Source organism: Pseudomonas lutea (assembly GCF_000759445.1).
Taxonomy (GTDB): Bacteria; Pseudomonadota; Gammaproteobacteria; order Pseudomonadales; family Pseudomonadaceae; genus Aquipseudomonas; species Aquipseudomonas lutea.
Window position 1 is genome coordinate 520,554 of the sequence record NZ_JRMB01000002.1, and the last position, 23,216, is coordinate 543,769.

The 23,216-nt window shown below is 59.5% G+C and carries 21 protein-coding genes; 7 read left to right on the plus strand and 14 right to left on the minus strand.

All coding sequences use genetic code 11. The features are described from left to right. The 13 genes from lpxA to rpsB all read right to left on the minus strand — a co-directional run bounded on the left by lpxA (nucleotide 1) and on the right by rpsB (nucleotide 12,918). Nucleotides 1-777: an acyl-ACP--UDP-N-acetylglucosamine O-acyltransferase gene (gene lpxA, locus LT42_RS14500; RefSeq protein ID WP_037014230.1), complete on the minus strand. Its 777-nt coding sequence runs from the start codon at nucleotides 775-777 to the stop codon at nucleotides 1-3. Continuing rightward, nucleotides 774-1,214, minus strand: a complete 441-nt coding sequence (gene fabZ, locus LT42_RS14505; protein ID WP_037014232.1) for a 3-hydroxyacyl-ACP dehydratase FabZ — start codon at nucleotides 1,212-1,214, stop codon at nucleotides 774-776. The genes lpxA and fabZ overlap by 4 nt, the downstream gene beginning before the upstream one ends. 112 nt (nucleotides 1,215-1,326) lie before the next feature. Then, nucleotides 1,327-2,382 (minus strand): UDP-3-O-(3-hydroxymyristoyl)glucosamine N-acyltransferase, encoded by a 1,056-nt coding sequence (gene lpxD, locus LT42_RS14510; protein WP_037014233.1) that lies wholly within the window; start codon nucleotides 2,380-2,382, stop codon nucleotides 1,327-1,329. Nucleotides 2,383-2,386: 4 nt separating this feature from the next. Beyond that, a complete protein-coding gene (locus tag LT42_RS14515; RefSeq protein ID WP_037014235.1) occupies nucleotides 2,387-2,890 on the minus strand; it encodes an OmpH/Skp family outer membrane protein in 504 nt (167 codons plus the stop codon). A gap of 46 nt (nucleotides 2,891-2,936) precedes the next feature. Continuing rightward, complete coding sequence (gene bamA / locus LT42_RS14520) at nucleotides 2,937-5,315, minus strand: outer membrane protein assembly factor BamA (RefSeq protein WP_037014238.1); 2,379 nt, start codon at nucleotides 5,313-5,315, stop codon at nucleotides 2,937-2,939. Between the two features lie 75 nt (nucleotides 5,316-5,390). Further along, entirely contained in the window at nucleotides 5,391-6,743 is a 1,353-nt protein-coding gene (gene rseP / locus LT42_RS14525; RefSeq protein WP_037014241.1) for a sigma E protease regulator RseP, read from the minus strand. An 87-nt stretch (nucleotides 6,744-6,830) separates the two neighbouring features. Then, nucleotides 6,831-8,021 carry a 1-deoxy-D-xylulose-5-phosphate reductoisomerase gene (gene ispC / locus LT42_RS14530; protein ID WP_037014243.1) on the minus strand — a complete coding sequence of 397 codons (1,191 nt, stop codon included), beginning with the start codon at nucleotides 8,019-8,021 and terminating at the stop codon, nucleotides 6,831-6,833. Further along, entirely contained in the window at nucleotides 8,018-8,836 is an 819-nt protein-coding gene (locus LT42_RS14535; protein ID WP_037014246.1) for a phosphatidate cytidylyltransferase, read from the minus strand. Before LT42_RS14535 ends, ispC begins: the two co-directional genes overlap by 4 nt. After that, entirely contained in the window at nucleotides 8,836-9,591 is a 756-nt protein-coding gene (uppS, locus tag LT42_RS14540) for a polyprenyl diphosphate synthase (protein ID WP_037014249.1), read from the minus strand. The genes LT42_RS14535 and uppS overlap by 1 nt, the downstream gene beginning before the upstream one ends. Before the next feature lie 16 nt (nucleotides 9,592-9,607). After that, entirely contained in the window at nucleotides 9,608-10,165 is a 558-nt protein-coding gene (frr, locus tag LT42_RS14545; protein ID WP_037014252.1) for a ribosome recycling factor, read from the minus strand. After that, on the minus strand, nucleotides 10,162-10,905 hold the full coding sequence (pyrH, locus tag LT42_RS14550) for a UMP kinase (RefSeq protein WP_037014256.1): 744 nt from the start codon (nucleotides 10,903-10,905) through the stop codon (nucleotides 10,162-10,164). Before pyrH ends, frr begins: the two co-directional genes overlap by 4 nt. 221 nt (nucleotides 10,906-11,126) lie before the next feature. Then, entirely contained in the window at nucleotides 11,127-11,990 is an 864-nt protein-coding gene (tsf, locus tag LT42_RS14555; protein WP_037014259.1) for a translation elongation factor Ts, read from the minus strand. Nucleotides 11,991-12,177: 187 nt separating this feature from the next. Then, nucleotides 12,178-12,918 (minus strand): 30S ribosomal protein S2, encoded by a 741-nt coding sequence (rpsB, locus tag LT42_RS14560; protein WP_037014262.1) that lies wholly within the window; start codon nucleotides 12,916-12,918, stop codon nucleotides 12,178-12,180. Nucleotides 12,919-13,257: 339 nt separating this feature from the next. On the opposite strand from rpsB, the gene map reads away from it, so the two are divergent. The 3 genes from map to dapC all read left to right on the plus strand — a co-directional run bounded on the left by map (nucleotide 13,258) and on the right by dapC (nucleotide 18,110). After that, nucleotides 13,258-14,040: a type I methionyl aminopeptidase gene (gene map / locus LT42_RS14565; protein WP_037014265.1), complete on the plus strand. Its 783-nt coding sequence runs from the start codon at nucleotides 13,258-13,260 to the stop codon at nucleotides 14,038-14,040. A 77-nt stretch (nucleotides 14,041-14,117) separates the two neighbouring features. Next, a complete protein-coding gene (locus tag LT42_RS14570) occupies nucleotides 14,118-16,817 on the plus strand; it encodes a [protein-PII] uridylyltransferase (protein WP_037014268.1) in 2,700 nt (899 codons plus the stop codon). Nucleotides 16,818-16,913: 96 nt separating this feature from the next. Further along, nucleotides 16,914-18,110, plus strand: a complete 1,197-nt coding sequence (dapC, locus tag LT42_RS14575; protein WP_037014271.1) for a succinyldiaminopimelate transaminase — start codon at nucleotides 16,914-16,916, stop codon at nucleotides 18,108-18,110. 47 nt (nucleotides 18,111-18,157) lie between these two features. On the opposite strand, the gene LT42_RS14580 is transcribed toward dapC, so the two are convergent. Further along, entirely contained in the window at nucleotides 18,158-19,804 is a 1,647-nt protein-coding gene (locus LT42_RS14580; RefSeq protein WP_037014274.1) for a Na+/H+ antiporter, read from the minus strand. A gap of 250 nt (nucleotides 19,805-20,054) precedes the next feature. Between LT42_RS14580 and LT42_RS14585 the strand changes: the two genes are divergently transcribed. The 4 genes from LT42_RS14585 to LT42_RS14600 all read left to right on the plus strand — a co-directional run bounded on the left by LT42_RS14585 (nucleotide 20,055) and on the right by LT42_RS14600 (nucleotide 23,153). After that, complete coding sequence (locus LT42_RS14585; RefSeq protein WP_037014277.1) at nucleotides 20,055-20,417, plus strand: ArsC family reductase; 363 nt, start codon at nucleotides 20,055-20,057, stop codon at nucleotides 20,415-20,417. Between the two features lie 31 nt (nucleotides 20,418-20,448). Next, entirely contained in the window at nucleotides 20,449-21,483 is a 1,035-nt protein-coding gene (dapD, locus tag LT42_RS14590; protein ID WP_037014279.1) for a 2,3,4,5-tetrahydropyridine-2,6-dicarboxylate N-succinyltransferase, read from the plus strand. A 63-nt stretch (nucleotides 21,484-21,546) separates the two neighbouring features. Beyond that, nucleotides 21,547-22,752, plus strand: a complete 1,206-nt coding sequence (locus LT42_RS14595; RefSeq protein WP_037014289.1) for an aminotransferase class V-fold PLP-dependent enzyme — start codon at nucleotides 21,547-21,549, stop codon at nucleotides 22,750-22,752. Next, a complete protein-coding gene (locus tag LT42_RS14600) occupies nucleotides 22,749-23,153 on the plus strand; it encodes a SufE family protein (protein WP_037014292.1) in 405 nt (134 codons plus the stop codon). The genes LT42_RS14595 and LT42_RS14600 overlap by 4 nt, the downstream gene beginning before the upstream one ends. The last annotated feature ends 63 nt before the right edge of the window (nucleotides 23,154-23,216 follow it).

The window sequence follows — 23,216 nt, forward strand, 5'->3', positions numbered from 1 at the left end:
TCAGCGGGTGATGCCGCGAGTCGAGGACTGAATGGATTTGAGGAACAGCTCGACCTCGGGGAATTGCGCAGCGGGTTCCGTCAGTTCGACGATCGCCTGCTCGACCGTGAGGCCCTGACGGTAGACGGTCTTGTAGGCGCGGCGCAGTGCGTGGATCGACTCTTCGGAGAAACCCCTGCGGCGCATGCCTTCAAAGTTCATGCTGCGGGCCTGCGCAGGGTTGCCGAACACCGTGACGAATGCCGGAACGTCCTTGCCAATGGCGGTGCCCATGCCCGAGAAGCTGTGCGCGCCAATGTGGCAATACTGATGGACCAGGGTAAACCCGGACAGAATTGCCCAGTCATCGACGTGCACATGGCCGGCCAACGCGGTGTTGTTGACCAGGATGCAGTGATTGCCAATGACGCTGTCGTGACCGATGTGCGCGTAGGCCATGATCAGGTTGTGGTCACCGAGGGTGGTTTCCGCACGGTCCTGGATGGTGCCACGGTGAATTGTCACACCTTCACGGATGACGTTGTGGTCACCGATCACCAGACGCGTCGCTTCACCCTTGTACTTCAGATCAGGCGTGTCCTCACCAACCGAGGAAAACTGGTAGATGTGGTTGTGTTTGCCGATTTTGGTCGGGCCGCGCAGGATCACATGCGGACCGATCACTGTACCCTCGCCGATTTCCACACCAGGTCCGACGATCGACCACGGGCCGACCTCTACATCGTCGGCCAGTACGGCCGTCGGATCGATGATTGCGCGAGAGTCAATCAAACTCATAGTTTACGTTCCGCACAGATGATTTCGGCCGAGCACACCGGCTTCCCATCCACCGATGCCTGGCATTCGAACTTCCAGATCTGACGCTTGCAGCTGAGGAACTTCGCTTCGAGGATCAACTGGTCGCCCGGCAATACTGGCTGACGAAAGCGCAGCTTGTCGGAACCGACGAAGTAATACAGGGTGCCATCGGCAGGCTTCACATCCAGCATCTTGAAGCCCAGGATGCCCGCTGCCTGAGCCATGGCCTCAATGATCAGCACGCCTGGCATGATCGGGTGCTGAGGAAAGTGACCGTTGAAGAAAGGCTCGTTGATGCTGACATTCTTGTAGGCACGAATGCTTTTGGTCTCGACATCCAGCTCCACCACACGGTCCACGAGCAGGAACGGGTAACGGTGTGGCAGATATTCGCGGATTTCGTTGATGTCCATCATTTTGAAAGGAAGCCTGTAGTAAAGATTGGGAGGGCGCGACTGACGCGCCTCACTCCTCTAGCAAATCAAGGAGGCAGTTTATCGGCTGTGCACGCTTGATAAGGAAAAAGTATCAGCCATCAGATGAAGCTTTACCGCCTGAGGTCACTGCCTCGACAATCTTTTCCAGCTGTTGAAGGCGCCGCGCCATGTCATCGAGATGACGCATGCGTGCCGCGCTTTTGCGCCACTCTGCCGCCGGCTGCATCGCCGTGCCGGAGGAATACGCGCCGGGCTCGGTGATGGAACGCGTCACCATGGTCATGCCGGTGACAAACACCCCGTCGCAGATTTCAATGTGTCCGACCAGGCCGACCCCACCGGCGAGCATGCAATGCTTGCCGATCTTGGCACTGCCGGAAATGCCGACGCACGCAGCCATTGCCGTGTGATCCCCAATCTGCACGTTGTGAGCGATCTGGATCTGGTTATCCAGCTTCACGCCATTGCCGATACGGGTGTCGTCCATCGCGCCACGGTCAATTGCGGTATTGACGCCGATCTCGACATCGTCACCAATGGTCACGCCGCCGATCTGCGCGATCTTTTGCCAGACGCCCTTCTCATTGGCGAACCCAAAACCTTCGCCACCCAGCACTGCCCCGGATTGAATGACCACACGTTGGCCGACACGTACATCGTGGTAAAGCGTGACACGAGGTGCAAGCCAGCCGCCCTCTCCAATCACACTGCGCGCACCGATGTAGCAGTGCGCGCCGATGGTCACGCCCGCCGCGATCCGCGCACCGCTTTCGATCACCGCGTAGGCACCCACGCTGGCCGCCGGATCAACGAAGGCGTCTTCGGCAACCACGGCAGTCGGGTGTACACCCACAGGTGCTTTTGGCTTGGGATCGAACAAATGGGAGATGCGCGCATACGCCAGATAGGGATCAGGCACCAGTAGCGCATCGGCGGTGTAGCCTTCGGCATCTGCGGGCTTGAGCAGCACGGCAGCGGCGTGGGTCGTCGCGAGGAATTTTCGATACTGGGGATTGGCCAAAAAGCTGACCTGATCAGGACCGGCTTCCTGCAAGGTCGCCAGTCCTGTGATGTGCTTGTCCGCGGGGCCACGCAGGGTGGCGCCGAGGAACTCGGCCAACTGGCCGAGTGTGATGGTCGCGGTCATGAAGTTACTTCAGCTGATTCATGCGCTCGATAACCTGGCGCGTGACGTCGTATTGCGGTTTGACGTCAATCACGGCACCGCGTTCGAACACCAGGTCAAATCCACCTTTCTTGATGACTTCTTCCACAGCCTGATCCAGCTTCGGCTTGAGTTGCTTGAGCATGTCGCGGTCAGCAACAGCTTTGGCTTCGTTCAATTCCTTGGACTGGAACTGGAAGTCCCGAGCCTTTTGCTTGAAGTCCAGCTCCAGACGTTCACGTTCAGGCTGGGCCATTTTGTCGCCACCGGCAACCAGACGATCCTGAATGCCTTTGGCGCTGCTTTCCAGAGCCTTCAGCTTGGTCAACTGAGGACCGAATTTCTTCTCCGCATCCACTGCGTACCGTTTGGCTGCGTCAGATTCGAGCAGGGCCATCTGGTAGTTCAGTACTGCGATTTTCATGTCAGCAAATGCCGGGCCTGCGATCAGAACCGTTGCCAGCAATGCCAATTGGGTCAACTTACGCACGATGTAACTCCTACAGAATCCGTTGTCGTTAGCAGTGATCAGACCCTTAGAAGGTCTGACCGAGAGAGAATTGGAAGACTTGGGTTTCGGTGCTGTCGTCCGGTTTCTTGACCGGCATCGCCAGGGCGAAACTCAACGGACCCAACGCAGTGACCCACGTCACGCCGACACCGACGGAGCTGGCCAGGCCGGAAAGCTCTGGGCCATTACACTCGACCTTCTGACCGTCGGTCGTGGTCTTCTGCGAACCGCAATTGGTGTTGAATACGTTACCCACATCCCAGAACAGCGAAGTACGGAGCGAGCGCTGGTCCTTGATGAACGGCAGCGGGAAGAGAATCTCCGCACCGCCAGTGATCAGAACGTTACCACCGAACGGCAGCGGATCCTGGTCCGGGTCAGCGAGAGTGCCGCTACCTGCGCGACCGCTACTAGGGGTACTGCGCGGACCCAGCGTGCTGTCTTTGAAACCACGTACCGAGTTGAAGCCACCGGCGTAGTAGTTCTCGTAGAACGGCAGACCGGACGTCGAACCGTAACCATCGCCGTAGCCCAGCTCCGAGTGCAGACGCAAGGTGTAGTTGCTGGTAATCGGGTGGAACAGCTGACCGCGATAATCAAGCTTGTAGAACGACAGGTCGCTGCCAGGGATAGTGGTTTCTAGGGTCAGGCTCTGCGAGCTACCGCGGGTTGGCAGCGTGCCTTTGTTCAGCGTCGACTCGGACCAGCCTACCGAGGCCTTGAAGTTGGTGAAACTGTCGCCTTCTTTTTCGATGAAGTCGAAGATTTCGTCAACGGTGTACTTACCGGTGCTCAGCTCGTCCTTCTGTACCGACAGGCCGAAGTTCAGACGAGAGGTTTCGCTGATCGGGTAGCCCATGTTGATGCCGGCACCCAGACTGTCGACCGAGTAGCTGGCCACGTCGACGTCGAGGTCGTCGTAGTCGGTCTTGCGGTAGAAAGCGCTGTAGCCAAGGCTCACACCGTCCGGCGTGAAGTACGGATCGACGTAGCTGAAGTTGTAGCGGGTCTGGTATTCACTTTTGGTCAGGCCGATGCTGACCTTGTTACCTGTACCCAGGAAGTTGTTCTGGCTGATCGAGCCACCCAGGATCAAACCGGCGCTCTGCGCGAAGCCGACACTGGCGGTAATCGAACCGGACGCCTGTTCTTCAACGGCATAGTTCACGTCGACCTGATCGTCGGTGCCAGGCACTGCAGGGGTTTCGACGTTCACTTCCTTGAAGAAGCCCAGACGATCAAGACGGGTCTTGGACTGGTCGATCAGGTAAGTAGAAGCCCAACCGCCTTCCATCTGACGCATTTCACGGCGCAGCACTTCGTCGGCAGTCTTGGTGTTGCCGCGGAAATTGATGCGGTTGACGTAGGCACGCTTGCCCGGATCGACCACGAAGGTGATATCGACGGTATGGTCTTCATCGTTAGGCGTTGGGACACCGTTGACGTTGGCGAAGGTGTAGCCCTCGTTACCCAGACGACGGGTGATCAGCTCCGAGGTGGTGGTCATCACCTTGCGGGAGAACACCTGGCCCGGCTTGACCAGCAGCAGCGACTTGACCTGATCTTCAGGCACCTTGAGGTCGCCGCTCAGCTTGACCGATTTGACGCTGTACTTCTCGCCTTCATGAATATTGACGGTGATGTACACGCTTTTCTTGTCGGGCGTGATCGAGACCTGAGTCGAGGCGATATCCATGTTGATATAGCCGCGGTCGAGGTAATACGAACGCAGACGCTCAAGGTCGCCGGAGAGCTTCTCGCGGGCGTACTTGTCGTCGTTCTTGAAGAAGGAAAGCCAGTTGGTGGTCTTGAGTTCGAACAGATCGACCAGATCGTCCTCAGGGAAGACCGAGTTGCCCACCACGTTGATGTGCTGGATAGCGGCAACCGCACCTTCGTTGATGTTGATCTTCAGCCCCACCCGGTTGCGCGGCTGAGGTACGACTTCGGTGGCAACTTCTGCGGAGTAGCGGCCCTGAGCCACATACTGACGCTGCAGCTCGTTACGAACGCCTTCCAGCGTTGCGCGCTGGAAGATTTCGCCTTCGGCCAGACCGGACTGCTTCAGACCTTTCATCAGGTCTTCAGTGGTGATCGCCTTGTTGCCCTCGATCTCGATACTCGACACCGACGGACGCTCCACCACCGTAATGACCAGGACGTTACCGTCTCGGCCCAGCTGGATGTCCTGGAAGAACCCGGTTTTGAACAGCGCACGAGTTGCGTCGACAAGACGCGCATCATCGGCCTGTTCACCCACGTTCAACGGCAGCGCACCAAACACGCTGCCGGCGGAAACCCGCTGCAGCCCGTTGACACGGATATCGGAGATAGTGAAGGACTCGGCGTGAACTTCGGCGATCATCAGTACGGCAAGAACCGCAGTTAGCAGCAGACGTTTCATGAAGTCCTTTCTTATTCCAACTGGCAATAAACAAACTGCCGCAAAATGCGGCAGATTCACAATTCGGCGTAGCTTTTACAGTCGTCCCAGATCGTTGACCAGTGCGAGCAACATCACTCCAACCACCAGACTGATACCGATCTGGACACCCCAGCCCTGCACCTTTTCCGACAGCGGCCGACCACGCGCCCACTCGATCAGATAAAACAGCAAGTGCCCCCCATCCAGCACTGGTATGGGCAGCAAATTGAGAACGCCCAGGCTTATGCTCAGATAAGCCAGGAAATTCAGGAAGTCGCCTACGCCTGACTGGGCCGAAGCGCCCGCCACTTTAGCAATGGTTATCGGTCCGCTCAAGTTTTTTACGGACAGCTCGCCGAACAACATTTTCTTCAGCGAATCGAGGGTCAGCACGCTCATGGTCCAGGTTCGCCGCGCGCCTTCTGCGACGGCGGCTACAGGGCCATAGCTGACCTCACGCAACATCTCCGGCGGCCAATCCACGCCCTTGACCCCTGCGCCCAGGTAGCCGATGGCCGCAGTACCTTCGCCATGAGTCACGAGGTCAACCGGCACATCAAGCTGCGCCCCGTCCCGTTCTACACGCACGGAAATTCGCGTATCGGGATGGACACGAACCCAATCCACAACCTTTTGCCATTCGTCGACAGACTCACCGTTAAGCGCCAGCAGGCGATCGCCTGTTTTTAGCCCGGCGGTCTGGGCAGGGCCCTTCGGATCAAGCTCGGCCAGTACAGGTGGCAATGCCGGACGCCACGGCCGAATGCCCAGCGACCGAATCGGGTCAGGCTCTGCCGCACCTTTGAGCCAGTCATTGAGAACCAGCGAACGGGGGCTTTCCACGTCGGAGCCCTGCTCGCGAACCTTCAACGCGATAGTGCCGGTCTCTCCGAGCCGACGGACGAGTTGCAGGTTTACGCCTGCCCATCCCGTTACCGCCTCGCCGTCAACCGACACGATTTCCTGGCCGGCACTCAGCCCGGCCTTTTGCGCAATGCTGCCCGGCTCGACATCGCCGACCACAGGCCTGACCTGCTGGCTACCCAGCATGGCGAGTACCCAGAAAAACACAATCGCCAACAGGAAGTTGGCGACCGGCCCGGCGATCACAATGGCGATACGCTGATAAACCGACTTGCGGTTGAAGGACTGATCGACCAGCTCGGGCGGAACATCACCCTCTCGCTCGTCGAGCATTTTGACGTAGCCGCCTAGCGGGATCGCCGCGACGACGTATTCCGTACCCTTGCGGTCAGTCCAGCGCAACAGGGGCATGCCGAAGCCTACCGAAAAACGCAGCACCTTCACGCCGCATCGGCGAGCCACCCAGAAGTGACCAAATTCATGAAACGTTACCAGCACGCCCAAAGCAATCAGGGTGCCGACAATCATATATAGCGCGCTCATCGCTGCTCTCCGGGTACCGATCTAGCGGTGCGTTGAAGCCTACATTGCGTGCGAATGAAGAACACCTTTGCTGCCTGATTCGATTGATCAGCGGCCATTGCGACTCAGCCACTGCGCGGCCAGCCCTCGGGCTCGTGTGTCGATCTCGAAGACGGTTTCCAGCTCAGACACTGCCACCACCGGTTCGCGGGTTAAAACATCGTCGATCATACTCGCGATTTCGGGGTAGCGAATGCGCCCATCCAGAAACGCAGCCACTGCGATTTCATTTGCGGCATTGAGCACAGCGGGTGCGCTGTCGCCAGCCTCCGCAGCTTGCCGTGCCAGACGCAGGCATGGGAAGCGCACTTCGTCCGGTGCCTCGAAGTCCAGACGCGCGATGCCGAACAAGTCCAATGGCGCGACGCCGGAATCAATGCGCTCGGGCCATGCCAGCGCATGGGCAATCGGGGTCCGCATGTCGGGGTTTCCCAACTGCGCCAACACCGAGCCATCAACGTAATCCACCATTGAGTGGATAACGCTTTGCGGATGAATGACCACTTCGATATGCGCGGGCGTGGTGTCGAAGAGCCAACAGGCTTCGATCAGCTCCAGCCCCTTGTTCATCATGCTGGCGGAATCGACGGATATTTTGCGACCCATGGACCAGTTGGGGTGAGCGCACGCCTGATCCGGCGACACATGCTCCAGCTGGGCGAGCGGAGTCTGCCGGAAAGGCCCACCGGATGCGGTCAGCAAGATGCGCCTGACCCCGACCTTGGCAAGCCCGGTTTCGTAATCACGCGGCAGGCACTGGAAAATCGCATTGTGCTCGCTGTCCAGCGGCAGCAACACGGTGCCGCTGCGTCGCACAGCCTGCATGAACAGAGCACCGGACATGACCAGCGCTTCCTTGTTCGCCAGCAGGACCTTCTTGCCCGCCTCGACTGCGGCGAGGGTCGGACGTAGCCCGGCGGCGCCAACGATGGCGGCCAGCACAGTGTCCACCAGAGGGTGTGCAGAGACCTCGCAAAGCCCGCCCTCCCCCACCAACACGCGGGTGTCGAGGCCGGCTGCGCTCAGATCATCCTGCAATTGCCGTGCGGCAGCAGTCGTCGGGACCACAGCGAATTGCGGGGTATGACGAACACACAGCGCCAAAAGCTCGGCCATCCGCGTAAAACCGGTCAGCGCAAACACCTGGTAGCGCGACGGATGGCGGGCGATGACATCAAGGGTGCTTAATCCGACCGAGCCGGTAGCACCCAGCACGGTTATGAGCTGGGGCGTACTCACATCACGCCCCAGTCTTTGGCAGCCCAGAGCAGCAGTGCGAAGACTGGAATGGCAGCGGTCAGACTGTCTATGCGGTCAAGCACGCCGCCGTGGCCCGGCAGCAGGTTGCTGCTGTCCTTCACCCCGGATTTACGCTTGAACATGCTTTCAGTGAGGTCGCCGACCACCGATATCAGCACAACGATTGTTGCGCACACAAGCGCAAAGACGATCTCGCCCAAGGTCCAGCCACGCGAAAAGCCGACCACCGCAGTGATCAGCAGACACGCTGCCAAACCGCCATAAAGACCTTCCCAGCTTTTACCCGGACTGACTTTCGGCGCCAGCTTGCGCTTGCCGAACGCCTTGCCGGAAAAGTAGGCGCCAATGTCGGCACCCCACACCAGAATCATCACCGACAGGATCAGCCAGTTACCCATTGGCAATTGCTTGATCAGCACCAGCCCTTGCCACGCCGGCAGGAGAATCAGCAGACCGATCACTAGCTTGCAGACTGCACTGGACCAATGTTCACTGGATTCGGGGTAGGTCAGCACAAGCCATGTTGCTACCAGCCACCAGATCAGCGCAGCCACCAGCAGCCACGGGGCGAGATCGGGCAGCAGGTACAGCAAGAACAACAGGACGCCGACGACTACCGCGTACAGCACGCGCGCCGACTGCGCTTCAAAACCTGAAAGCCGCGCCCATTCCCAGGCGCCAAGCATGACGACCGCGCCGATGAACAACGCAAAGCTGCCGCCTTCGAGCAAAAAGAAACCGCACAAGGCCAGCGGGGCGAGGATCAGCGCGGTGATGATTCGTTGTTTTAGCATTAAGCGCGGGCTCCAGCTTCTACCTGCTCGCTGGTTTTCCCGAAGCGGCGTTGGCGAGAAGCGAAATCGGCCAGCGCAGTGCGCATGGCTTCGTGTTTGAAGTCCGGCCAGAACAGGTCGGAGAAATACAGCTCGGCGTATGCCAGCTGCCAGAGCAGGAAATTGCTGATGCGGTGCTCGCCGCCCGTACGGATGCACAGATCAGGAAGCGGAAGATCGCCCGTGGCCAGACACGTCTGCAACAACTCCGGCGTGATGTCGTCCGGTCGCAAATGCCCCGCCTGGACTTCGCGAGCCAGCCGCTGGGCCGCTTGGGCGATGTCCCACTGACCGCCGTAGTTGGCGGCGATCTGCAGGACAAAGCGGTTGTTTTCGGCCGTACGCTGCTCGGCTTCCCGGATGGCGGACTGAAGCTCGGGATGGAAGCGCGAACGATCGCCTATGATTCGCAGGCTGATGCCGTTCTCGTTCAGACGCTTGGTCTCGCGACGCAGCGCTGTGAAAAACAGCTCCATCAGCGCACCGACTTCATCCGCGGGTCGCTGCCAGTTCTCACTGGAAAACGCAAAAAGCGTCAGCACCTCGACCTTGGCCTCGGCGCAGACTTCGATGACCGCGCGAACAGCGTCAACGCCAGCCTTGTGCCCTGCTACCCCGGGCAGGAGGCGCTTCTTGGCCCAGCGATTGTTACCATCCATGATGATCGCGACATGACGCGGCACCGATGCCGGCGCAGCCAACTTTGTCTTATCCATGAAAGCTTCCCGGCCTTTAAACGGCCATCAGGTCCGCTTCTTTGGACTTGGTCGCGGCGTCGATATCAGCCTCGGCCTTATCCGTCAGCTTCTGGATATCGGCGGAAGCGCGACGCTCCTCGTCTTCGCTGATTTCCTTGTCCTTGACCAGCTTCTTCAACTCACCCAACGCATCACGACGAATGTTGCGCACGGCAACCCGGGCGTCTTCTGCGGCGCTGCGAGCCTGCTTGGTGAAACCTTTACGGGTTTCTTCCGTCAGCGCAGGCATGGAAATCAGCAGCATCTCGCCGAGGTTGGTCGGGTTGAGGTTCAGACCCGCGCTCTGAATCGCTTTGTCGACAGCCGAGAGCATGTTGCGCTCGAACGCCACGACCTGCAGCGTACGGGAGTCTTTGACGGTCACGTTGGCAACGCCGCTCAACGGCGTGTCGGAACCGTAGTACGGCACCATGACGCTGCCCAGAATGCTTGGGTGCGCCTTGCCTGTACGGATCTGGCCGAATGCATGAGCCAGAGACTCAAGGGATTTTTGCATGCGCGCTTGAGCGTCTTTCTTGATTTCGTTGATCATTGTTCGCCTTCCTCGATCAAAGTACCTTCCGCGCCGCCATGCACGATGTTCAGCAGGGCGCCGGGCTTGTTCATATTGAAGACACGCAGTGGCATCTTGTGGTCACGACACAGACAGATGGCTGTCAGATCCATTACACCCAGCTTGCGATCCAGCACTTCGTCGTACGTCAGACGATCGAACTTCTCGGCATGCGGGTCCTTGAATGGATCGGCAGTGTACACACCATCGACCTTGGTTGCTTTCAGCACGACGTCAGCGTCGATCTCGATCGCGCGCAGGCACGCCGCCGAATCGGTGGTAAAGAACGGATTGCCGGTACCGGCGGCGAAGATCACGACTTCTTTTGCGTTCAGGTGACGCATCGCCTTGCGACGATCGTAGTGATCGGTCACGCCCACCATGGAAATGGCAGACATAACGATGGCCGAGATGTTGGCGCGCTCAAGGGCATCGCGCATCGCCAATGCGTTCATCACCGTTGCAAGCATGCCCATGTGGTCACCGGTAACCCGGTCCATCCCGGCTGCGCTGAGCGCGGCGCCGCGAAACAGGTTGCCGCCGCCGATCACCAGACCGACCTGTACGCCGATACCCACCAGCTGACCAACCTCCAGCGCCATGCGATCCAGCACCTTGGGATCAATGCCGAACTCTTCCGACCCCATGAGGGCCTCGCCGCTGAGCTTGAGTAGAATGCGTTTATAGCGAGCTTGATAGCCACTGCCCTGCTGAGCCATTGCGAATCTCTCCTGCGGCGTTTAAAAAAAATCGTTCGAATTGCGGGCCGCTTTCGACCTGCGTCAACTCTAGGTTACTGCTTCAGGGAATTGCAGCTCGTAGGCCCGAATCCCTGCAAAAACAAATTCTGTACAGCAATCGCAATTCCGCCTGCCGCTTTGACAAAGAGGCTGCGCGCGTTAGCGGGCAGCCTCTTCGGGGCGACAGTTGGAGAACCGTCTTATTGCTTGCTTGCAGCTACTTGAGCAGCGACTTCTTCAGCGAAGTTGTCGACTGGCTTCTCGATGCCTTCGCCTACTTTGAAGTAGGTGAAAGAAACGATCTCAGCGCCGGCTTTCTTCGCCAGTTCACCGACCTTGACTTCCGGGTTCTTGACGAAAGGCTGCTCGACCAGGCTGGCTTCAGCGAGGAACTTGGCGATACGACCGCCAACCATCTTCTCGGCGATTTCAGCAGGCTTGCCTTTCAGCTTGTCTTCGTTCAGTTGCAGGAAGACGTTCTTCTCGCGCTCGATCGCTTCTGGCGAAACGTCCGATGGCAGCAGGAACTCAGGGTTGGTAGCCGCGACGTGCATGGCGATGTCTTTCGCCAGCTCGGCGTTGCCGCCCTTGAGCACTACAACCACGCCAATCTTGTTGCCGTGCAGGTACGAACCCAGTACGTCGCCTTCGATGCGGGCCAGACGACGGATGTTGACGTTCTCGCCAACCTTGCCGACCAGAACCAGACGATCAGCTTCTTGCGCTTCAACCAGAGGCTCAACGGTGGTCAGCTTGTCGGCAAACGCTTTCTCGACGCTCTTGGCGACGAATGCCTTGAAGTCGTCCTGCAGAGCCAGGAAATCGGTCTGGGAGTTGACTTCGATCAGGACCGCGGCTTTGCCGTCGTCCTTGATGGCGATTGCGCCTTCAGCAGCAACGTTGCCTGCTTTTTTGGCTGCCTTGATTGCGCCCGAAGCACGCATATCGTCGATGGCTTTTTCGATGTCGCCGCCAGCCTTGGTCAAGGCCTTTTTGCAATCCATCATGCCTTCGCCGGTACGCTCGCGCAGTTCTTTGACCAACGCTGCAGTAATCTCTGCCATTTCAAAATCCTCTTGGACGGGTCTTCAACCATTCCACCCGCGTTGCGGGCGCTCAAATTCTTGAAAAACCATGGTGACTGCTGCGCATGACAATAAGGTCGATGGCAACGTCAGATGGTTTTCGAGGTGGCAAAAAGGGGGCCAAGCCCCCTTTTTGCTTACTGAGTCAACGCCAGGCGTTAGCTACTCAGCCTTCAACAGTTGCCGCTGGAGCTTCTTCAGCGTAAACGTCGGTGCCGCCAGCATTGTTGTTGCGACCACGGATCACAGCGTCAGCCATCGAACCCATGTACAGCTGGATGGCGCGGATTGCGTCATCGTTGCCCGGGATGATGTAGTCAACGCCTTCAGGGCTGCTGTTGGTGTCGACAACGCCGATGACCGGGATACCCAGCTTGTTGGCTTCGGTGATCGCGATGCGCTCGTGATCAACGTCGATAACGAACAGAGCGTCTGGCAGACCGCCCATGTCCTTGATACCACCCAGGCTGCGATCCAGCTTTTCCAGATCGCGAGTGCGCATCAGCGCCTCTTTCTTGGTCAGCTTGGTGAACGTGCCGTCTTCTGCCTGGATTTCAAGATCACGCAGACGCTTGATGGAAGCGCGGATGGTCTTGAAGTTGGTCAGCATGCCGCCCAACCAGCGGTGATCGACGTACGGCGAACCGCAACGTGCTGCTTCTTCAGCAACGATCTTGCCAGCGGAACGCTTGGTGCCGACGAACAGGATCTTGTTTTTGCCCTGAGCCAGGCGCTCAACGAAAGTCAGTGCTTCGTTGAACATAGGCAGGGTTTTTTCAAGGTTGATAATGTGGATCTTGTTACGCGCGCCGAAAATGTATTTACCCATTTTCGGGTTCCAGTAACGGGTCTGGTGACCGAAGTGCACACCGGCCTTCAGCATATCGCGCATGTTGACTTGGGACATGATAGTTCCTTGATAAGTCGGGTTAGGCCTCCACGTATCCCAATGACCAACCAGCGGCTTGAGCCGAAGGCACCCAGGTCATCGTGTCGACACGTGTGTGGGTTAGTGCTCGCGGGGCAGACCCCGTAAAGCGGCGCATTTTATATCACAAAAGTCTGGATAACGAAACTCGAAATAAGAGGCCGTTTTGCCGATGCTTTTGCCCTCCGACGAACGCAGTGGATGTCGCCGCCTGCCTCAATGGGGGACGCGATGATAACCCGCCTGACGACGGTCTGGTAGAATCACGTTTTTTCCGTATCAAGCCGTGGCCTTGCCGCGCCGAGAGAGCTTCCTTTAATGACCGTGACACTGAAAACCCCTGAAGACATCGAAAAGATGCGAATCGCCGGCCGCCTGGCTGCCGAGGTGCTGGAAATGATCGGCGCCCACGTAAAGCCCGGTGTGACGACTGACGAGCTGGACCGCCTCTGCCACGACTACATCGTCAACGAGCAAAAAGCCATTCCCGCACCGCTCAATTACAAGGGTTTCCCGAAATCCATCTGCACCTCGATCAATCACGTCGTCTGCCACGGCATTCCCAACGAGAAGCCGCTGAAAGAAGGCGACGTGCTGAACATAGACGTGACGGTCATCAAAGATGGCTACCACGGCGACACCAGCAAAATGTTTCATGTCGGCAAAGTGCCTGAATGGGCCGAGCGCCTGTCGCGCGTCACGCAGGAATGCCTTTATAAAGGCATTGAGGTGGTCAAACCCGGCGCACGCCTTGGCGACATCGGCGAAGTGATCCAGAAGCACGCCGAAAAAAGCGGTTTCTCTGTGGTGCGCGAATACTGTGGCCACGGCATCGGCAAGGTTTTCCATGAAGAGCCGCAGATTCTGCATTACGGCAAGGCGGGCGACGGCATGGAGCTCAAAGAAGGCATGACCTTCACCATCGAGCCGATGATCAACCAGGGTAAAGCGGACACGCGTTTGCTGGGCGACGGCTGGACAGCCATCACCAAGGACCGCAAGCTCTCGGCGCAATGGGAGCACACCATTCTGGTGACTGCGACCGGCTATGAGATCTTCACCCTGCGCAGCGATGACACCATCGCCCGCACTTCGGCCTGATCGCGCCTGATTAAAGGCACGGTCGATCAATGTCGGTACAGCCGCACGATCGGTATAGATAGAAGGAAAGCAGTTCGATGCCGCAGGTGGACCCGGATTTGTTTGATCGCGGCCAGTTTCAGGCCGAGCTGGCACTGAAGGCCAGCCCAATACCCGCCTTCAAAAAAGCCATCCGTCAGGCGCGTGAGGTGCTGGACGGTCGCTTCAAGTCTGGCCGCGAGATCCGCAGGCTGATCGAGGACCGGGCCTGGTTCGTCGATAACATCCTGCAACAGGCCTGGGATCAGTTCGACTGGAGCGAAGACGCCGACATTGCTCTATTGGCAGTGGGCGGTTACGGCCGAGGCGAACTGCACCCCTACTCCGACATCGACCTGCTGATCCTGCTGGACAGCGCCGATCATGAAGTTTTCCGCGATTCCATCGAGCGTTTTCTGACGCTGCTGTGGGATATCGGCCTGGAGGTCGGTCAAAGCGTCCGCTCGGTGGACGAGTGCGTCACCGAGGCGCGGGCCGATCTGACGGTCATTACCAACCTGATGGAAAGCCGCACGATTGCAGGCCCGGAACGACTCCGTCAGCGCATGCTTGCCGTGACCAGCACCCGCGAGATGTGGCCGAGCAAAGAGTTCTTCCTGGCCAAACGCGCCGAGCAGAAGAACCGCCATCACAAGTATTTCGACACCGAATACAACCTTGAGCCCAACGTTAAAGGCTCGCCGGGTGGCCTGCGCGACATCCAGACCATTCTCTGGGTCGCGCGTCGCCAGTACGGAACGCTGAACCTGCACGCACTGGCCGATGAAGGCTTTCTGCTGGAGAGTGAAAACGCGTTGCTGGCGTCATCCCAAGAGTTTCTCTGGAAGGTTCGCTATGCCCTGCACATGCTGGCAAGGCGCTCGGAAGACCGTCTTTTGTTCGACTACCAGACCGGCATCGCGCGCTTGCTGGGTTACGAAGACAGCGATGCCAAGCTGGCCATTGAACGCTTCATGCAGAAGTACTACCGGGTGGTCATGAGCATCGCGCAGCTTAGCGATCTGATCATTCAGCACTTCGAAGAAGTGATTCTGGCGGACGATGAAGGCACGGTGACCGAGACGATCAACTCGCGTTTCCAGCTGCATGACGGCTACATCGAGGCAACCCATCCGAACGTTTTCATTCGCACGCCATTTGCGATGCTCGAGATTTTCGTGCTGATGGCTCAGCGCCCGGAAATAAAAGGCGTGCGGGCTGACACCATTCGCTTGCTGCGCGAGCACCGCTACCTGATCAATGACGAATTCCGCAACGATATCCGCAACACCAGTCTGTTCATCGAGCTGTTCAAGTGCGAGATCGGCATTCATCGCAATCTGCGGCGGATGAACCGGTACGGCATCCTGGGTCTTTACCTGCCGGAGTTCGGCCACATCGTCGGGCAGATGCAACACGACCTGTTCCACATCTATACCGTTGATGCCCACACGCTGAACCTGATCAAGCACCTGCGTAAGCTTCAGTACACGCAAGTCTCCGAAAAATTCCCGCTGGCCAGCAAGCTCATGGCCCGCCTGCCAAAGCCCGAGCTGATCTATCTGGCCGGTTTGTATCACGACATCGGCAAGGGTCGCGGCGGCGATCATTCGGAACTCGGCGCGGTTGATGCCGAGGCGTTTGGCGTTCGCCATCGTTTGCCGCAGTGGGACACCCAGTTGATCGTCTGGCTGGTGCAAAACCACCTCGTCATGTCGACCACTGCCCAGCGCAAAGACTTGTCCGACCCGCAGGTGATTCACGACTTCGCCCAGTTTGTGGGCGATGAAGTGCACCTGGACTACCTGTATGTGCTGACCATCGCCGACATTAACGCGACCAATCCGACGTTGTGGAACTCCTGGCGGGCAAGCCTGCTGCGTCAGCTGTACACCGAGACCAAGCGCGCACTCAAGCGCGGGCTCGAGAACCCTGTCGACCGCGAAGAGCAGATTCGTCGGACGCAGAGCGCTGCGCTGGATATTCTGGTGCGCAGCGGCACCGATCCGGATGATGTAGAGCAACTGTGGTCGCAGTTGGGCGATGACTATTTTCTGCGCCATACCGCTGGCGATGTCGCCTGGCACAGTGATGCGATCTTGCAGCAGCCAGCCGATGGCGGGCCGCTGGTCCTGATCAAGGAAACCACCCAGCGCGAATTCGAGGGCGGCACGCAGATCTTCATCTATGCGCCGGATCAGCATGACTTCTTCGCCGTGACGGTGGCGGCGATGGACCAGTTGAACCTGAACATCCACGACGCCCGGGTCATCACCTCTACCAGCCAGTTCACACTTGACACCTACATCGTGCTGGACAGTGAAGGCGGATCGATTGGCGAAAATCCGGAGCGTATCAAGGCGATTCGTGAGGGCCTCGCCGAGGCACTGCGCAACCCTGATGACTACCCGACCATCATCAAACGCCGCGTTCCGCGCCAGCTCAAGCACTTTGCCTTTGCGCCGGTGGTGACGATTTCCAATGACGCGCAGCGTCCTGTCACGGTGCTTGAACTCAGTGCTCCGGACCGTCCGGGGCTGCTGGCGAGGCTGGGCAAGATTTTCCTGGAGTTCGATCTGTCCTTGCAGAACGCCAAGATCGCAACGCTGGGCGAGCGCGTGGAGGACGTGTTCTTCCTGACCGACGAGAATCACCAGCCGCTGTCCGATCCGCAGCTGTGCAAACGGCTGCAGGACGAGATCATTGAGCAGCTCAGCGTCAACCCGGAGCCCGGAAGCGAACTGCGCATCAGCATTTGAACGGGCCCGCACGGCCCGGCCTGACGACTTGATTCAACGGCGCTTTGCCACTTCAGCAACGAAGTGCGGGCGCCCAGCCTTGAGAACGAATTGCACATGAATAACGCTCTGCAGCAGCTTCAGCCCTACCCTTTCGAGAAACTCCGCGCACTGCTCGGTGCCGTCACGCCCAATCCGGACAAGCGTCCCATCGCCCTGTCGATTGGCGAACCCAAGCATAAATCGCCGGAGTTTGTGGCCAAGGCGCTGGCCGATAATCTGGATCAAATGGCGGTCTACCCAACGACAGCGGGTATCCCCGCGCTGCGTGAAACCATCGCCCAGTGGTGCGAACGTCGCTTCAACGTGCCTGCCGGCTGGCTGGATGCAACCCGTCACGTGCTGCCGGTCAACGGCACCCGCGAGGCGCTGTTTGCGTTCACCCAGACCGTCGTTAACCGTAGCGACAATGGCCTGGTGGTCAGCCCCAACCCGTTTTATCAGATCTATGAAGGCGCGGCGTTTCTGGCGGGTGCCACCCCACACTATCTGCCGTGCCTCGCCGAGTACGGTTTCAACCCGGATTTCGATGCCGTCAGCGCCGATGTCTGGGACCGTTGTCAGATCCTGTTCCTGTGCTCGCCGGGCAACCCGACCGGTGCGCTGATCCCGCTGGAAACCTTGAAGAAGCTCATTGCTCTGGCCGACAAGCACGACTTCGTGATCGCCGCCGACGAGTGTTACAGCGAACTGTATTTTGACGAAGCAACGCCGCCGGCAGGTTTGCTCACCGCATGCGCCGAGCTGGGGCGGGAGGATTTCAAGCGCTGCGTGGTGTTCCACAGCCTGTCCAAGCGCTCGAATCTGCCGGGGCTGCGTTCCGGTTTCGTGGCGGGCGACGCCGATATCCTCAAGGCGTTTTTGCTCTATCGCACCTACCATGGCTGCGCAATGCCGGTGCAGACGCAACTGGCGAGCATTGCCGCCTGGAGCGATGAAGAACACGTGCGCGCGAATCGTACGCTGTACCGTGAGAAGTTCGACGCCGTGCTGGAGATTCTGAGCCCGGTCATGGACGTGCAACGTCCGGACGGCGGGTTCTACCTATGGCCCAGCGTCGGCTCTGACGACGCTGCCTTCTGCCGGGATCTCTATGTCACTGAACACGTGACGGTCGTGCCCGGTTCATATCTGTCCCGCGAGGTGGACGGCTTCAACCCCGGCGCGGGGCGCGTACGCATGGCACTGGTTGCACCGCTGGCAGAATGCATCGAGGCGGCGCAGCGGATTCGGGACTTCATCAAGAGACGCTAAGCATCAGGCACCGGGCCTTTTTCTGTCAGGCCCGGTGCGCGCTTGCCTTAATGGGCCACGCCTAGATTGGCCTCGTTGAGATCAAGTTCGGCTAAAACCCTGCGCAGGACGTCGTCGCCAATCTGGTGATGGCGATGCAGCCTGTAGAGTTCCAGACGCTGCGCTCGTAGCGCATTCAAGCGCATGCGCTTTTCCAGCAGGTCCATCTGAAACGCCAGCGCCTGCGCTTCGGCGGTGTCGTTGAAAATCTCCAGACGGTGACGGTATTCGGACATGATCCGCGCCTTCACTTCCATGGCGAGTACCGCCTGCGCCGCATCGGCCGAATCCGTCGCGGCCGGGATCGCCTCGTTTTCCAGCGTCTGAATCGCCGCCTGCGCGGTCCGCTTCCAGGCATCACGTACTTCGCGATTGAGGCGCAAGTCCGGCTCGCTGGCCATTCCACGCAGCAGCAGCGGCAGACCAATGCTGGCCGATACCAGCGACAGCAGGATGACCCCGGCCGCGATGAAAATCAGTAAATCGCGTTCGGGAAATGCCATCCCGGCACTGATGAGCATCGGTACCGATAACGTACCTGCCAGCGTTACCGCTCCCCGAACCCCGCCCACGGTCAACAGCAACGAGGCGCGGGTGGACAGGTCGAGCGTGCCATCACCTCTGCCCCGCCAGCGGCGAATCTGGATCATCAGACGCCAGACACTCCGCACCCAGATGTAACGCAGCACAGCCAGCACGATGAAGATCGCCAGCACATCAAGGCAGCGCCACAACAGGGTCGGCCACAGCGTGGCTTGATGTTGAGTGACGGCGGTGATGATGTCCGGCAGCTGCAGGCCTAACAGTAAAAAGATCAAACCGTTAAAGGCAAATTCGAGGAGCGTCCACACGCTGCGATTGAGCAACCGTGTGCTGGTCTGGCGTGGCAGCAAATCGACCCAACTCTGCATCATCCCGGCGGCCACCGCCGACAGAATGCCGGACAGTTCAAGACGTTCAGCCAGCACATAGGCCGCGAATGGCAGCAGCAACATGAACACCACGTGGGTCGCCGGATCGTCCCAGCCCCGGGTGATCATCCAGCTGCGCATGCGCCCCACCACCCAACTGAGCGCGACGCCCACAGCCAGACCGCCGCACGCCACCAGAACGAAATTCAGGCTCGCATCCGTCAGGGAAAACACGCCGGTAATGGCGGCCGCCAGCGCAAATTTGAAGGTGACGAGGCCGGTCGCGTCATTCATCAGCGCCTCGCCCTGCAGCATGCGCATGATCGGTGCGGGCAGGCGGTCCTGAGCGATGGCCGAAACCGCTACGGCGTCAGTCGGCGACAGCACCGCAGCCAGCGCGAACGCCACCGGCAAGGGAATGGACGGCAACAGCCAGTGAATGAAGTAACCGGCACCGACCACGGTGAAGATCACCAGCCCGATGGCCAGGGTGAGGATCGCGCCACGGTAGCGCCACAGGTCGCGTTTGGGCATGCGCCAGCCATCGGAAAACAACAAGGGCGGCAGGAACAGAAAGAGAAACAATTCGGGGTCCAGCGCCACGTGCAACCCCAGCGTCGGCCAGGCGAGCAAAGCGCCCGCGGCGATCTGCACCAGCGGTAACGGCAGTGGTATCAACCGCGCCAGCAATCGCGACAGCCCTACCAGCGTCAGCAGGATCAAGACGGTATAGGCTGTTTGCATTGCGGGTTTCTCCAGGCTTTTGACACATGACTGACAACGGCAACAGACCCGACGCAGTGCTCAAAGTGCCCCTTTTTACCGAACCACCCCTACTCGGCGCACGCGTGTGGAGATGCCCAGCCTTCCTCGCCGCACTTTGCACCTGGCGGCGCCCCTCGGCAGACAAAGCGTCGGCCGGCCACGCTTAGCCGGCGCGTACGTGGCATAATCCTCCACCGTTTTTTTCAACCGTCCCGAAAGGAGCAGGCCCATGGCCAAGGAAACCCACACGTTGCACCTGTTTGGGATCAAGGCGTGCGACACGATGAAAAAGGCCCGCACCTGGCTTGACGAAAAACCGGTGAACTACGATTTCCACGATTACAAAACCCAAGGCATTGACCGCGAGCACCTGACCCGCTGGTGCAACGAGCACGGCTGGCAGACGGTCCTCAACCGCGCCGGCACGACCTTCCGCAAACTGGACGAGGCGCAGAAAGCCGACCTCGACCAGGACAAGGCCATCGAGCTGATGCTCGCTCAGCCTTCGATGATCAAACGGCCGGTGCTGGACCTTGGCGACAAAACCCTGATTGGCTTCAAACCCGAACTGTACGCTGCGGCTATCGCCTGATTGAGATAGCCCTAAATAACGAGGTATCTGCATGTCCACTTCTCTGTTCAGCCTGGCCTTTGGCGTTGGCACACAAAACCGCCAAGGCACCTGGCTGGAAGTTTTCTACGCCCTGCCGCTGCTTAACCCGTCGGCTGAAATCGTCGCCGCCGTTGCGCCGATTCTGGGTTACACCGGTGGCAACCAGACCATCACTTTCAATACCGATCTGTCCTCGCGTCTGGCCAATGCCCTCAAAGGTATCGACGATACCCAGGCCGCCTTGCTGACCCGGCTGGCCGAGAGCCACAAGCCGCTGGTTGCCACGCTGCTGGCGGAAGACGCCGCGTTGACGTCCACTCCCGAGGCCTACCTCAAGCTGCATCTGCTGTCGCATCGACTGGTCAAGCCCCACGGTCTGAGCCTGGCGGGCGTGTTCCCGCTGTTGCCGAACGTCGCCTGGACCAGCCAGGGCGCCATCGATCTGGCTGAACTGGCCGAGCGCCAGCTGGAAGCCCGCCTCAAAGGGCATTTGCTGGAAGTATTCTCGGTAGACAAATTCCCGAAGATGACCGACTACGTGGTGCCGGCCGGCGTGCGCATTGCCGATACCGCGCGCGTGCGTCTGGGTGCCTACATCGGCGAAGGCACCACCGTCATGCACGAGGGTTTCGTCAATTTCAACGGCGGCACTGAAGGCCCGGGGATGATCGAAGGCCGTGTTTCTGCGGGCGTTTTCGTCGGCAAGGGTTCTGACCTGGGCGGCGGCTGCTCGACCATGGGCACCCTGTCGGGTGGCGGCAACATCGTGATCAAGGTCGGTGAAGGCTGCCTGATCGGCGCGAACGCCGGTATCGGTATTCCGTTGGGCGATCGCAACACCGTGGAGGCCGGGCTGTACATCACGGCTGGCACCAAAGTTGCGCTGCTCGATGAAAAGAACGAGCTGGTCAAAGTGCTCAAGGCGCGTGACCTGGCCGGGCAACCGGACCTGCTGTTCCGTCGCAACTCGCAAACCGGCGCGGTGGAATGCAAATCCCACAAGTCGGCCATCGAGCTGAACGAAGCGCTGCACGCTCACAACTGACCGATGCTGCGTGCGGGTTCGGTGCTCAGCAGGACCGAACCCGCCCCAACGAGCGTGACTGATATGCCCCTCATTTCCCCCTGGCGCGCTGATTTTCCGGCTATCGCTGCCCTGCAGCGTCAAGGCCAGACTTATCTCGACAGCGCTGCTACCGCACAAAAACCCCAAGCCCTCATTGATGCCATGGTGGGTTACTACGCCCACGGTGCCGCGAATGTGCACCGCGCTCAGCACCAGCCCGGGGCGATGGCAACGCAGGCTTTCGAGGGCACTCGGGGCAAGGTGGCCAGATGGCTGAATGCCGGATCGGCGGGTCAGATCGTATTCACCCACGGCGCGACCTCCGCGTTCAACCTTCTGGCGTATGGGCTGGAGCATCTTTTCGAAGCGGGCGATGAAATCGTCGTCAGCGCTCTGGAGCATCACGCCAACCTGTTGCCGTGGCAGCAGCTGGCGTTGCGTCGCGGCCTCAAGCTGGTGGTGCTGCCCCTCACAGACAGCGGAGTGATCGACATTGATGTCGCTGCCGGGCTGATTACCTCACGGACCCGCTTGCTGGCAGTGAGCCAATTGTCCAACGTGCTCGGCACCTGGCAGCCGATCGAACCCCTCGTGGCGCTGGCCAGGGCCAACGGCGCGTTGAGTGTGATCGACGGTGCGCAAGGTGTCGTCCATGGACGGCACGACGTTCAGCAGATCGGTTGCGACTTCTATGCGTTTTCAGGTCACAAGCTCTACGGCCCGGACGGCGTCGGCGTGCTGTTTGGCCGCAACGAAGCGCTGGCGCAACTGAAGCATTGGCAGTTCGGCGGCGAGATGGTCCTGCACACCGGCTACCAGACGGCGACGTTTCGCCCTGCACCGTTGGGCTTTGAAGCCGGTACGCCGGCCATCGGCGCGGTCATTGGTCTGGGCGCGACGCTGGATTACCTCAACGCCCTCACCCCCTCAGCCGTCGAGGCGTTTGAAGCGCACCTGCATGAGCGGCTTCGCGCCGGGTTGATGCGCCGCGATGGCGTGCGGTTGCTGGGTGATCCTCAAGTGGCACTGGCAAGCTTCGTCGTCGAGGGCGTGCACAACGCCGACCTTGCGCACCTGCTGACCGAGCAAGGCATCGCCGTGCGCGCCGGGCACCACTGCGCCATTCCGCTGATCAGCGGGCTGGAACTGTCCGGGGCGATTCGCGTTTCACTGGCGCTGTACAACGATTCCGACGACCTGGAGCGATTTTTCATCGCACTGGATCAAGCGCTGGAGCTTTTGCGATGACGTTGCCGAGCGACGCGCAAACCGCGCTGGAGACCTTCAACGCGTCGCTGAGCTGGGAGCAAAGAGCGCGCTTGCTGATGCAATGGGGCGAGCGTCTACCGGCCATGCGCGACGAAGAGAAAACCGACGCGCATCGGGTGGACGGTTGCGAGAGTAAAGTCTGGCTGGCCGGCGAGCTGAGTGACGGCCACTGGCAGTTCCGGGCCGCCAGCGACGCACGCTTGATCCGCGGTCTGGTGGCGCTGCTGCTGGCGCGCGTCAACGGCCTGCCTGCGCATGCGTTGCAGGAAGTAGACCTGACTGACTGGTTTACCCAGCTGGGATTGAGTCGCCAGCTGTCGCCCTCTCGCAGCAACGGGCTGAACGCAGTGCTGCAGAAAATGCGGCACATGGCAGGGTAGATTTCCGACGCAACCACGCCGTCCTGTCGAGACATTCTGCAACATCCATCCTTTGCATTTACC